The 13,143-nt window shown below is 69.9% G+C and carries 6 protein-coding genes; 2 read left to right on the forward strand and 4 right to left on the reverse strand.

Annotated elements, in window-relative coordinates; genetic code table 11:
* Positions 1–319: 319 nt before the first annotated feature.
* Complete coding sequence (locus OG819_RS47805; protein ID WP_266637792.1) at positions 320–2,353, reverse strand: fibronectin type III domain-containing protein; 2,034 nt, start codon at positions 2,351–2,353, stop codon at positions 320–322.
* A gap of 190 nt (positions 2,354–2,543) precedes the next feature.
* Between OG819_RS47805 and OG819_RS47810 the strand changes: the two genes are divergently transcribed.
* On the forward strand, positions 2,544–2,930 hold the full coding sequence (locus OG819_RS47810; RefSeq protein WP_266637794.1) for a VOC family protein: 387 nt from the start codon (positions 2,544–2,546) through the stop codon (positions 2,928–2,930).
* 308 nt (positions 2,931–3,238) lie between these two features.
* The gene (locus tag OG819_RS47815) at positions 3,239–3,622 is read left to right on the forward strand and encodes a hypothetical protein (RefSeq protein WP_266638728.1); all 384 of its coding nucleotides are present in this window, start codon (positions 3,239–3,241) and stop codon (positions 3,620–3,622) included.
* Here OG819_RS47815 and OG819_RS47820 read toward each other — a convergent pair.
* From OG819_RS47820 to OG819_RS47830, 3 genes are all read right to left on the reverse strand, one after another.
* Entirely contained in the window at positions 3,617–6,025 is a 2,409-nt protein-coding gene (locus tag OG819_RS47820) for a family 78 glycoside hydrolase catalytic domain (protein ID WP_266655989.1), read from the reverse strand. The two genes, OG819_RS47815 and OG819_RS47820, sit on opposite strands and share 6 nt — an antisense overlap.
* Before the next feature lie 889 nt (positions 6,026–6,914).
* A complete protein-coding gene (locus OG819_RS47825; RefSeq protein WP_266637798.1) occupies positions 6,915–10,298 on the reverse strand; it encodes a glycosylhydrolase-like jelly roll fold domain-containing protein in 3,384 nt (1,127 codons plus the stop codon).
* A gap of 95 nt (positions 10,299–10,393) precedes the next feature.
* Entirely contained in the window at positions 10,394–12,916 is a 2,523-nt protein-coding gene (locus tag OG819_RS47830; RefSeq protein WP_266638729.1) for a beta-L-arabinofuranosidase domain-containing protein, read from the reverse strand.
* Positions 12,917–13,143 lie beyond the last annotated feature (227 nt).

Genomic DNA, 13,143 nt, shown 5'->3' on the forward strand with positions numbered 1-13,143 from the left:
TGCGTGGGCGTCTGACGGTGTGTCGGGGCGTTGTGGGGCCCGGTTCTGGGCCTGTGCTCAGGGCGCGACGGGCTGGTCGGCGGCGCTGGTGATGTTCTCCCGGATGGCGAAGCGGAGGGTCGTTCCGGCCCGGTAATCGGGTCACTTGGCCGGGAGTTGCGGTGAACACCGCAGGTCGGCGGCGCGCCGATACCGCAGCTGCATCACAGGTCGACACGGCATCGACGACGTGGACGCAGCTGCGGGAACGGCGCCTGGTGCCGGGCGGCGCCGCCGCACCGCACCTGCGGTGAGCGCCGCACGCCCGCACGCTTGCGTGTCAGGCCGGCTGCCAGGAGAGGATCGCCTGGTACTGCGACTCGATGCCCCCGGCTGCGGTGATACTCGACGGAACCTGGTCCGCCCCGGTGATGTTGTGGTTGTTCTGGATCAGGACTTCCTTGTTGTTGTAGTCGGAGGGACCGTTCGGCCAGTAGTTGCCTTCGATGTCCGTCGGGTCGTACGTTCCGTCGCCCACGGTGTAGTTCACGTGCTTGCTGCCCCATGGTGAGACGCTGATGTTCCAGACCGCGTTGCCGAGGATCGACACGTAGGTGGCGCCGTTGTCGGTGTACAGGACGTGGCCGCCGGAGGTGTTGAGCTGGTCGTGGACCACGTTGCCGCTGACATGCTCACCGTTCGCCATCGAGGTGCCGGTGATCCCGTTTGTATAGACGGCTCCGCCGTCGCCGAGCAGCGACATGTGGTCGTAGATCAGGTTGTTCGAGATCGTGTTGCTGTTCGAGTAGTTGGGCTGTGCGGGCAGGCTCACCTTGTCGGGCCAGCCGCCCCAGCCGATGGAGATCGCCGTATAGGGCACATGGTCGATCTGGTTGTGGGTGATGGTCGATGTCTCGATGTATCCGGCGTCGACGGCGATCCCGCCGTGGTATTCGGTGGCGATGTTGTAAAAGTGGCTGTCTTTGACGGTGATCCCGCTGGTGTGCTGGGCGGAGCTACTGGGCTGCGGGATGTCCACGCCGCCCAGGTCGAGGCCGTTGCCGGAGATGTCGGTGAACACGCAGGCGGTGACCGTGTCGTTCTGTGAGCCGTCGCCGAGGTCCAGTCCGGCCGCGCCGAGATGGACGAAGTAGTCGTGGTCGAAGTGGATGCTCTTGTCGTAGCTGAACCGCACCGCGGCGGGCATCTTCGTCCAGTTGCCGTACGGGCAGCTGCCGCCCGACACGAAGTCGCACAGTCCCTGGGTGGCGTAGCCCGTGGTGCCGGTGACCTGGTACGTCGCCTGGATCTCGGAGAAGCCGGTACCGGTGTTGGACGTCGTGTAGTTCGCGTAGCTGAACTGGATCCCCTGGAAGCCGACATGACTGGGTTCGTCCGAGGCCTTGCCGGAGGACGCCACCAGAGTGTCGAGCGAGGGCGCCTCGACGTCCGCGTTGGCCAGGTTCTCCCCGGAACGCGGAATGTAGTAGAACCGGTGCTCGCTCTTGTCCAGGTAGAACTCACCTGGCTTGTCGAGGAGTTCGTAGGCGTTCTCCACCGCCGTAGGCTTCTCGGTGATCGACTTGCGGCCGACCAGGTTGTAGGTGCGGCCCGAGTCGTCGGTACGCATGACACGCTGGGTGGAGTTGTTCCAGCAGGGCTGGGCCATGGTGATGGCGGTACTCGTCACCGAAGCGACCGGACAGCGCGGCTCGGTCCACAGCCCGAGGCCGCCCCGGTACACGAACTCGATCGCCGATGGATTGCGCCAGCCGGCCATCGGGTCTCCGGACGCCGTGGTGTATCCGGTAGCCGTCTGGGTCAACGACACCGGCAGGGAGCCTGTCGCGCGCTGGGCGCGCACGCCGCCCACGTACAGCTGCCGGGTGTCCAGGCCGCTGGGGGCCGGGGCGGACCAGATGTCGCTGCTTGTGCTGGTCTTCGCCCAGCCGCTGATCTGGACACCGCCGCTGATGACCGGGGTCTGTCCGGACGCAGCCTTCCACCAGACGGTGCCGGCCGTGCCGCCGCCTGAGTCCGCGGCGGTGAAGGTCAGCGTGTTGGCCAGCCGGTAGACGCCGCCGGCCAGGGTCACGGTGATCGGGCCGGACGTCGTCTTGTCGATCGCCCGGACTGCGGTCTGCGCCTTGGTGAGCGTGCGGAAGGGGGCATCGACACTCGTCCCAGGGTTGCTGTCACTGCCACTGGGCGAGACGAAGTAGGTGACTGCGGTCGCCGCATGCGCGGGCGAGGAGAGCGCTCCGAGGGGCAGGAGCGCGCAAAGGAAGGCCGCGACGACACGATAAGACCCGATGAATAAGCGGAATGATCCATGGGGTCTCGTGGCATGCGCCTGCTGTCTTATGAAAAACATGCAGGCAAAGTAGGGGTATCGGCGTGAGACGTCAATGACCGTGACGGTGATACATCGGACCAATTATCTTGTGAAGGTGGTGCCCTACGGCACAAGGCCGAGCAGGACAGGACCAGGGACCGATGGCTCTGCCGAGGATGGCTGTTAGCGTGGAAAGCGCATCCGGCAGCCACGGGAAGGAGGCCGATCAATGGCGGTCGAGCTCAACCACACGATCGTCGCCACACACGACAAGCGGGCGTCCGCACGGTTCCTCGCCGAACTGCTGGGTTTGGAAGTGTCACCGCAGTATGGTCCGTTCGTCCCGGTGCGGATACCGAACGGCGTGACGCTGGACTACGCGGACACGGCCGGTTCGATCACCCCGCAGCACTATGCGTTCCTCGTCTCCGAGGACGACTTCGACGCGATCTTCGCCCGTGTCCGCAGGGCGAGCCTGAACTACTGGGCGGACCCGTATCACCACCGCCCCGGCGAGATCAACTACAACGACGGCGGCCGCGGGGTCTACTTCGACGACCCGGACGGACACAACCTGGAGATCCTGACCAGGCCGTACGGGAGCGGCGAGGACTGATGGGCTTGAAGGCAAACCAAGCCCGGGATCAGCGGGACCATCCCTAGGCGCCCGTGGTTCGATCTGTGCCTGAGGAGGTCGAAGCGCCCCTTCACTGCCCAGCCAGCCCGCTGGGTTGACTCGGCACAATCTTGACAAATCAGATTCCACAGAATGCGGATGTGGCACGCCATGTGGTTGCAGCGTATCGAAACAGATCGCCGCTCTTCAGGAGCGGGAGGCGAACAGGACAGGGCCAAAAGAACCGGCCTCTCGAGCCGGACTGGATCGTCGAACTCGGCATCGGCAACGGGCGCCCGCCCATCGAGGTGCACGTCGGCGGCTGCTACGCCGCGGGCAAACGACGGCGCCACCCGGCACGACATCGTCGTCGTCGCCTACTGGCACATCGTCCACGACCACGTCCCCTACCGGGACCTGGGCCCGGACTGGGCGGCGCGGCGATTCGGCCCCGCCCGTCGCGCGAAACGCCTGACCGCCCAGCTCGAAGCCCTCGGTTACGACGTCACCGTCGAACCGGCCTCAGCACCACCGGCCTGATCCACCGAAGCCGGACCCGTCTGACGTCCCGCCGGAATCCGCGCTGCCCACGAACTCTCGGATTCACATCTCAGCCGGGCCGGGCAGCACACCGTGGTGCGCGGTGTGCTGCCCGGCCCGGCGTCCGAGGGCGGGCGCGGGTCGCGCTATGAGGTGACCGAGCGGAAGTTCCAACGGCCCGAGCCGACTTCGTACACCGTCTCAATCCCGCCGTCGCGCACTAGCCGTGCTCCGGCCGGTGCCTCGGCGCGTCCGTCGAACAGGGGGACATGCACCTCCGCCGTGCTGCCCGCGGGCACGTCCACGGTGAGACGGAACAGCCCGGCGTCGCGTGTCCAGTCGGTCCGTGCGACGCCGTACGGCGTGCGGTAAGAGCCCGACGCCGAGGTCATGTCTCCCTCGACGGCCGGGTCGATGAGGAGCTTGGCGTAGCCGACGGACTCGGGCGTCTGCCCGATACCGGCGACCCGAGTGGTGAACCAGGAGTCGATGGCGCCGAGCATGAAGTGGTTCTGCGACTGCCCCGGGCCGCCGTCCCAGGACTCGCCCAGCGTGGTGTTGCCGGCGCGCACCTGGTAGCCGTAGCTCGGGCTGGTCGTCCGGGTGGCGATCTCGTGGACGATGTCGTCGCGACCCGCGGTGGACAGGACGCGGAAGGCGGCCGGCAGGGAGATCTCGCCGAGCAGCAGGTGGTAACCGGCGTCCTTGACGGCGGTGGTGAAGTGGCTGAGCAGGCGGTCCTTCTCCCCCGCCGGGTACGCCCCCATGTCCAGGGCCAGGGCCTCGGCGCCCTGACCACCGCCCCCGAAGGTTCCGGTGGCGGAGTCGTAGTACTTCGCGGCGAGTGCCGTCGCGCTGGCGTCGGCCTTCACCCGGTACGCGTCGGCCGCCGCCCGGTCGCCCAGGACGTCGGCGATCCGGCCGAGGGCGTCGACAACCCGCCAGTAGCCGTAGGTTCCGGCGACCGCTCGCGGAAACGTGCGGTCCGGTGTGAACCAGTCGCCAAGCCCGTAGTCGAGGATGCCGCCGGACACCTGCCGTTCGAGGAAGTCCGCGTACTGGCGCATGCGCGGGTAGTAGGTGCGCAGCGTGTCCGTGTCCCCGTAGGTCGTGTAGAGCTGCCAGGGGACGAGGACGAACGCGCCGCCCCAGTTGGCGTCGTTGCGGTAGGCGCCGGGCAGGCTGGTGTACTCCGGCACGGTGCTGGGGATCAGCCCGTCCTGCGTCTGCGCGTCCGCCATGTCACCGACGATCTTGCGGAGGTAGGACCGCATGTCGTAGTTGGCGGCGAGCGCGGGGAAGACGAGCTGGTCCTGCTCCAGCCATCCCAGTTTCTCCCGGCTGGGGCAGTCGGTGAGGACGCTCATCATGTTCCCCTGGATGGCGCGCCGGATCAGCGAGTGGATGCCGTTGACGAGCGGATCGGAGCTGCTGAAGTCGCCGGCCGAGGTGTTGTCGGTGCGCAGCACCTTGCCGCGTACGGTGACCGTCGCGTCCTCGGGCAGGCCCTTGAGTTCCAGGTACCGGAAGCCGTGGTAGCCGAAGCGTGGGTGCCAGGTCTCGCTGCGGGCGCCGCGGGTGGTGTAGCTGTCCCAGAGGGGGGCTCCCACGTTGCTGATGGACTGGAACGCGTGGCCGTCCTTCAGGCTTTCGGCCGGGTAGACACGGATGTCGGTTCCGGCCGCGGCGCTGACGGTGATCTCGGGCCAGCCGGCGATGTTGCGGCCCAGGTCGAAGACCCGGCTGTGCTCGGCGCCGTCGACCTCCCTGCCGGTGAAGGTCTCGACGACCTTGATGGGTTCGGTCTCGCGTGCGCTGAGCCGGGCCGGGTTCTGCGCGGTGCCGGGGCCCGGTACCGTGACCGCCCTCCCCCACCGGTGCCGGTCGCCGCTCGGCTCGTCCCAGTGGGGGATCTCTCGGCGTGCGTCGTAGTCCTCGCCGCCGTACCAGTTCGAGGAGGTGGTGGGTCCCAGCGTGGCACGCCAGTCGTCGCCGCTCGTGACGGTGCGGACGCTGCCGTCGGCCAGGGTCACCTCCAGCCGGGCGATCAGCTTGGGGTCGCTCAGGTTGCCGTACAGCTTGCGGTAGCGGTCGGCGGTGCTGACGACGTTGGACATGCCGTTGCCCAGGGCGACACCGATGGTGTTGGCGCCGGTCCGCAGGCGGTCCGTGACGTCGTAGGTGGCGTACTGGACGCGCTGCGCGTAGTTGGTGTTGGCAGGCTCCAGGACGGCGTCACCCACCGGTTCGCCGTTGAGGGTGGCGTCGTAGATGCCGAGGCCGGCGAGGTACAGCCGGGCGCTGCGCACCTTCGCGCGCAGGGTGAAGTCGTCGGTGAGCAGGGGCAGTCCGTCCGGCAGGTAGGGCTGGGGCGGCTGCTGGCCGTCGACCTGGGCGAGCGTCGTGAAGGGGCCGCTCGCGCTGTCGGCGCTCGACAGCGCGTAGTCCACCGGGAAGTTCGGGACGCGACCGTCCGCGGTGAGGACGTCGGCGCGCGGGTAGAGCGCCACCTCGTCGAAGGTCTTCGCCGTCTTCAGGTCGAGGGTGAGGACCACGGGCGCGGCGGCGACGTCCGCACTGGTGTGTGCGGCGCTCGCGTATCCGGCGGCGGTCTGCAGGGCGCTGTTGGGCAGGCCGTCGACGGCCAGGGCCGGTTCCCAGGTCTTGCGCTGGGTGTTGCTCTCCGAGGCCGTGACCGCGGCGCCTCGGGCGAGGCCGGTGGTGGAGGTGGCGGAGTCGCGGATGTCGATCTCGTCGAGCTGGACGCGCCAGGTGCGGGCGGGAAAGGCCTCCGCCAGGGGCAGACCGAGCTTGGTGACGTCCAGGCGTACGTAACGGGCGTTGGTGCGGGGGACCTTGACGACGACGGGTTCGACGGTGCGCTCGCTCAGTCGCCAGTCCGGATGCGTGATCCAGTCGGCGTCCCAGTCCGACTGGGCGGGTCAGGCCGGTCTCGAAGACGGCGGTGCCGCTCCATCCCGAGTCGCTCTGCCCGTGCGACGACCAGAGCTTGACCCGCCAGTACACGCGGGTGCGGGATGCGATTTCCTTGCCCGCGTACGTCGTCTCCGGCATCGTGGAGCGGACCTTGCCCGAGTCCCACAGGTCGGGGCGCCCGTGGCGCAGCAGGTCCGGTGAGGTGGCCGCCTGGACGCGGTAGGCGGACTGGAGGGTGTTCGCGGCGCGGGCGGTGGTCTGCCAGCTGAGGTCGGGCGTGGTGTCGTCGATGCCCAGCGCCCGGCTCAGGTGCTGGGTGCGCAGTCGGGTCGGGGTGATGGTGCCCGTGGTGGCGTCGGCGGTGACGGCGCCGGCCAGCACGGTGACGAAGGCGGTCAGTCCGGCGAGGAGTACGGGCACGGGCCGTCGCCGTCTGCTGCGGGGACGGGGTCTGAGCATGGGGACTCCCTGGGGTGCGTGCGGGTCGGGAAGGGTTTCGGGGCATGGTCAGACGCGCGCGAGGTCGGCGGTGACGTGCCGCCGGAAGCGCAGGGTGACCGGTCCGAGCAGGCCGGACGGCAGGGGCTTGTTCCGTTCGTTGGAGAGGGTGTTGGCCACTCGGACGGAGAGGGAGTTGTGGCCGGGCTTCACCAGGCCGGTGAGGTCGACGACCCATGGCGCCCACAGCAGGGACGGGAGCTCGGTGCCGTTGACGGTGACGGCCGCAACGTCACGGACGTCGCCGAGGTCGAGCAGCACCCGCCGACCGTCGAGCAGGGCGCGCTCGACATCGATGTCGGTGGTGTAGGTGCCGCTGCCGGAGAAGAGACGGTCGTGGTCGGTCCAGCTGCCCAGGGGTCCGGTGATCGGTGTGGCGTCGGCGCGGTCCAGGGTGAGGGTCCAGTCGCCGGCCACGCCGACCGGCTCGAGCGGGTCGGCGGTGCGCACCGTGCCGCGGTAGGTGTGGGTGCCGTCGATTCCGGTGAGCTGGTGGCTGCCGGGGGCCGAAGCCTCCACCGTCACGCGCAGGGCGGGACCGTGCCGCTCGACCGCGACGACGGGCAACGCCGAGGACGTCAGGTGCGGGACGGCTCGCGCGTCGTGGCGTACCACGACGATCAACGTCTGGTACGGCTCCAAACTCAGGGGCAGCTGAACGCCGCGCCTGGTGCCCCGGTGCAGCGGTGCGGTGCCCGTCCTGCCTGTCGCGGGATCCCAGAGCTCGGGAACCCCGGTCGCGGGGAGCGTGGCGACGGTCTCGACGCGGGCGCCGCCTTCGTTGTTGATGAGGAAGGCGGTGTCCGTGCCCCGGTGGACGCGCAGCACGCGCACCGCGTCCTGCGGGGTCTCCAGCACGGCGGCGGCGACCCCGGCCCCGTGCGTCGCGGCGCGCAGTCCGGTGGTGTCGGCGATGCGCACCGCACGCCCTCGGCCCACCGACCGGCTGCCGGGCACGGGCTCGCCGAACAGGTCGGTCAAGGCGCGTGTGAGGGACCGGTCCCTGCCGTCCGCCTCGTCGGCGGCGAGGGAGCCGACGGCCACGACGGTTCCGCCCGCCCGCGCGAACTGCGCCAGCGTGTGGACGCAGGCCACGTCCAGGGTCGGCGTCACGGGCAGCACCACCAGGTCGTAGCGGGCCGCGCCGACGGCCAGGCGGCCGTCACGGACCTCGGCGTGGCACAGCAGGTCCGGGTCACCACAGAGCGCGCCCTCGTGGACGAGGTCGAAGTCGACCTGGGCCCGCTCCAGCGCGTAGGCGACGTCGGCGAGCGCGTCGTCGACCTCGCCCTGCCGGTCGGTACCGGTCCACTGCTCGGCCGCGTGCTGCGGCTGCAGGATCGCGGTACGGGCCCCGGGCGTCCCGCGGCCGGCCTCCATCACCCGGCCGATCCACTCGGCGAGCGGTCGCATCGCCCACCACCAGGGGGCGCGCGGGCCGAAGGGCGGCGGGAAGTAGACGAGTGTCTCGTCGGTCCACAGCGCGTGCAGGACCGTCAGGTTGATGCCCCGCGTCGCCTGGGCCCCGACGGTCGCGTGGACGAAGCCGGGCGTCACCTGCCAGCCCATGTTGCCGAACATCTCCAGCAGGGCCCGCTCCCGGCCCGTCTGGTGGGCGACGGACGCCGGGTTGCGGGGGATCATGGTGGGTTCACCGGCCACGTACTCGGCCGTGATGATGTCCCCACCGGGAACGTGAGCCCACTGGTTGACCTTGTGCAGGTCTCCGGTGGACGGGATGCGCTTGGCGGGGGCCGTCTCGTCGTAGAGGGGGTTGGTGATCAGGGCGACGTCGCGCTGCTCGTACCAGCGGGCCTCCTTCTGGAAGCAGCGGGCGAAGCGGTTGGACACGGCCCGCCAGTAGCGGCCCCGGGCGATCCTGCCGTCGCGGCCCAGGTCGTCGAAGGCGGCGGCGTAGGCGATGCCGGGGGTGACGTCCACCGCTCGCAGCGCCTTGTCGAGGGTCGGCGACCACGGGAGGCGCCGGAAGTGGGCTTCGGCCGAGGCGAAGAACGGCTCGTCGTCCCAGAAGCCGGGCACCACCGTGCCGAAGTAGCGGCCGAAGCGCCGGTGGTACTCGCCCGGCACGATGTCGAGGAACAGCTCCACGGGCTCGTCGTCGAGCAGGTCGACGTAGCTGCGGCTGTAGCCCTGGGTGTCGTCGATGAGGGGGACTCCCCCGAACAGGTCGATCTGCCAACGGCCCGCCGGGACCTGCCAGGTGTGATCGCCGCTCAGCCGCCCGGTCAGGTCGACCACGTCGGCGGCGTCGGAGGTGCCGGCCGGCCGGGCCGCGGCGGCGACGGCCGTGACCTCGTCGCCGAGGCGTGCGCGCTCGGGGAAGTCCCCCGCGTCGGCCGGGTCGTCGAAGGCCGCGGTGTGGAGGGTGGTACCGTCGGCCGCCGCGACGGTGAGGCTGTCCCACAGGGAACGCTGGTCGGCCACGGCCCGTACGCCCGCCCCGCCGGCCGCGTACCGGTCGTCGTCGACGCTGCCCTTGGCCTTGCCGTCCAAGGTGACGGACAGCGTGGTGCCACGGACGGTGACGGCCACGGTGTGGAACTTGGTCTTGTTGAAACCATCGGTCCGGGTGCTGCGCAGCAGTTCGACGGGGTCCGCGCCGCGTGCCAGCCGCAGGACGGTGACGACTCCGGTCTGGTCGAAGGTCACGGCGTAGCCGTCGAGGCCGTCGGGCGAGGCCCGGACGACGAGGCCGGCCGCGGTGTGGTCGGCCTTGGCACTGCCGGTGACGGTGTAGTCCGTCCACCGTTCGCCGCCGCGCAGGACGGCGACACCGTCGAGCACCGCCGCGTCGGCGACCAGGTGCCCGGCCTCCACGCCCACTCCGGTGGTACGGCGCAGGTCGACGGTGGCGGGTCCCCGCACGACGGTGGTCGAGCGCCACAACGCCTTCAGCCGCAGGTCGGGCCGTGGTTGGTACGTACGCGAGCCGACCGTTCCGCCCTTGACGACGTACTCCCCCGCCCGGCCGCTGGGGAAGTGGTCGTCGTTGAACAGCCACACGCGCATGCCGGTCTGTTCCGCGGTGTGCAGCACGTGGCCGACGATGTCGAACCACTCCTCGGTGAAGAACACCGGCTTCATCTGGGCGTTGTCGAAGGGGAAGAGGACCACTTCGTACATGCCCTTGGACCGCAGATCCGCCATCTGGCGGTCCACCAGGTCGGCGGTGACGGGCCCGTTCCAGTACCAGTAGACGGTCGGTCTGCTGTCCTTGCGGGGGTCGGTGAAGTCCCGTGCGAGGAAGCCGGGTTCGCCGCTCGTGACGGACCCGGCGGCGCGGGCGGGATCGGGCAGTCCGACCGCGAGCACGGTGCCCGCGGCACCGGCCGCGGCCACGAAGCGGCGTCTGGACAGGTCGTTGTGAGACATGGGTGAACTCCTGCGTGGACGGCGGGCGCCGGGAGGCGTGCCGAACGGAAGCGGGTGTGCGGAAGAAGGGACGGGAGCGCGCGCTGCGGGCCGGGTCAGCCGACGGCCAGTCGCGCCACCTCGGACGCGCTCAGGGCCCGGTTGTGCAGACGGAAGTCGCGGACGGCGCCGTGCAGGTAGGGGTGGGTGGCGTTCTGGGAGCGCCCCAGGTAGTTGCGGGTGCTCGCGCCGAGCAGGAGGGGGCTCGCCACCATGGCGGAGTTGCGGCCGGCCTCGACGCCGTCGACGTACAGGACGCCGGTGCCGCCGGCGAGGGTGAGGGCCACGTGGGTCCACCGGCCCACGGGCAGCGGGGCGCCCGCGTCGATGAAGTCCTCGGCCTGCATTCCGGCGATCTTCAGGGCGGCCCTGGCCCGCCCGGCGCCGGTGGTGGCCGCCAGGAACAGATAGGTCTCCTTGTGGAATCCCAGGTCGAAGACGCGGGCGGAGGCGGCCAGGGTGTCGACGCGTACCCGCACGCCGAGGGTCAGCTCGTCCAGCCCGCTCGGCAGGCCGGCGGGGAGCGCGACGTGGCCGCCGTGTCCGTCCAGGGACACCGAGCGCACACCGTCGCTGTCGTCCCAGGTCGCGCCGACGAGCGTCGCGTCGGCGAAGGCGCCGGTACGGTCGGCCGCCGAGGTGCCGTTCCCCTCGTCGAAGGGATAGCGGACGATGTCCCGTTCGCGCGCGGGACGCGGCCGCACGGCCCAGTAGACGTTGTACCGCTGGTGCTGCACTTCGTGGAACGGCCTCAGTTGTACGCGCCGGTCGTCGGCGAGTGCGGTGAACGCCGTGGCGCTGCCGGGCGCGGGGCGCAGGGTGTCCGGACGGACCGAGGGGAGGGTGGCGAGCGCGGTGTCGCCGTACTCCCCCGCGAGGACCAGCGGGCCGTACGACAGCGACTTCACCTGCGGGTTGTCGGGCGCGGCCTGCCAGAGGGGCTCGCGGGGCAGCACGAGCTCCACCGTGTCCCCGGAGCACCAGCGCCGGTCCACCGTGGCATATGTTCCCGGCTCCGGCCGGACCGGGACGTGCCGGCCGTTGACCTTCAGCACGGCCGGTCTGCCGGAGCCCGCCATCCAGCCGGGGACACGGATCCTCAGCGTGAAGCGTGCCTCTCCCCCGGTGACGGTGAGACGGGTGCGGTCGGCCGTGGGGTATTCCGTCTCCTGACGGATCGTCACTCCCACCTCCCGCCAGTGCACTTCGGAAGGGATGAACAGGTTGACGTAGAGCGCAGGACCGCGCGTGCCACGGGTGCGGAAGTAGATGCTGTCGGCGAACTTGGTGTGCGTCTCCAGTCCCGAACCGTGGTCGCAGGAGAAGTTGTCGTAGTCCCCGCTGTAACTGCCGGGCGCGGCACCGAGGCCACCCTTGGGCTGCCGCTCCGAGGCCGCCCACAACCCGGTGTAGTACGTCACGAACCCGTGCTCGGAGTCGGGATCCTGTTCGCCGAGCATCTGGTTGTAGAGCGTCCACTCGTAGTGGTCCATGCGGTCGGCGCGGGAGGGCTGATGGAGGAACAACTGCCGCCCGAGCTTGAGCATGTTGTAGCTGTTGCAGTTCTCGCAGGTCACCTCGGAAAGGCGGCTGACGATCTCGCCCGGCGGCCCGAACAGTTCCTGGTTGGAGTTGCCCCCGATGGCGTACGAGTGGTCCCGTACGACCGTCGTCCAGAAATGGTCGGCGATGTCCAGGTAGCGGCGCTCTCCCGTGGCCTCGTAGCTTGGTACCGCTCCCACGATCTTGGCGATTTCGGTGTTGGCGTGGTGCCCCGCGAGTTCGTCCCGGCCGGCGGCCAGCGGTGCGTACAGCGACTCGTGGTCGAAGCGTCGGGCGGTCAGGAGGTGCGTCGCGTCGCCGGTCACCAGATGGAGGCGGGCGAGCACGTCGTTCATGCCGCCGAATTCCACGTTCAGCACCGTCTGCATCCGCTCGTAGGAGAGCGGTGAGGTGCGGGCGTCGACCCAGGCCGCCATGTCCAGCAGTACGGCCAGCGCCTGCTCGTTGCCGCTGAGTTCGTACTGGTCGAGCAGGCCCGCCATGATCTTGTGGAGGGTGTAGTACGGCGCCCACGGGTTGCCGCCGGCTTCGAGCTGGTCGAAGACGGACTCGGGAAAGGCCGACAGATAGCCGCGGTGATGGCCGGCGGCCGGGGCGGACTGCTGGCACTGGGCCAACACCGACACGATGGACCGGGCCTTGGCCGCGTAGGCGTCGTCGCCGGTATGGGCATGTGCCTGGGCCAGCGCGCTGAGCAGATGCCCGGTGGTGTGGCCGCGCAACTGGATCCCTGGCGCCTCCCACCCCCCACAGGGTTCGGCCGAGGAGGGCAGTCCCACATTCAGGCGGAAGGTGTGCAGCAGCCTGTCGGCGTCGACGAAGAGCAGATACGCGCAGGTGCGCCGCATGTTGGCGAGGAACGGGCTCTCCAGCAGCCGGACATCGGCCGGCGGGAAGGCGGTGAGAACGGGTCGCGGTCCCGCCGTGGCGGCGCCGGCCGACTGAGGGGGCAGCGCGACGGCGGCGGCCACGACGGATGTGGCGAGGAGGATCTGGCGGCGGGACGGGCGGGGCATGTCGCGTGGTGCGGACAAGGCGCCGTGCTCCTTCCGGGCAGGGAGAGTGCCTCCCCGCACGGCTGCGATCGCAGGCGCGACGGCGGAGGACTGCGGGCTCAACTGACGGCAGAGCTCTGGCACTTCACCGACTTGAATCGTTTTACGTCGTCGCCGGAGACGGTAAGTGTGCACATCACAACCGTCAAGGGTTCGCGCAAGGACGGCCGTTGCCGGAATAATTGCCT

The organism is Streptomyces sp. NBC_01549, from assembly GCF_026339955.1.
Lineage (GTDB): Bacteria > Actinomycetota > Actinomycetes > Streptomycetales > Streptomycetaceae > Streptomyces.

What these genes read in the sequence shown, in the direction of transcription:
- OG819_RS47805 (WP_266637792.1), bottom strand. Translation starts at nt 2,353, where the DNA reads ATGTTTTTCATAAGACAGCAGGCGCATGCCACGAGACCCCATGGATCA.
- OG819_RS47810 (WP_266637794.1), top strand. Translation starts at nt 2,544, where the DNA reads ATGGCGGTCGAGCTCAACCACACGATCGTCGCCACACACGACAAGCGG.
- OG819_RS47825 (WP_266637798.1), bottom strand. Translation starts at nt 10,298, where the DNA reads ATGTCTCACAACGACCTGTCCAGACGCCGCTTCGTGGCCGCGGCCGGT.
- OG819_RS47830 (WP_266638729.1), bottom strand. Translation starts at nt 12,916, where the DNA reads ATGCCCCGCCCGTCCCGCCGCCAGATCCTCCTCGCCACATCCGTCGTG.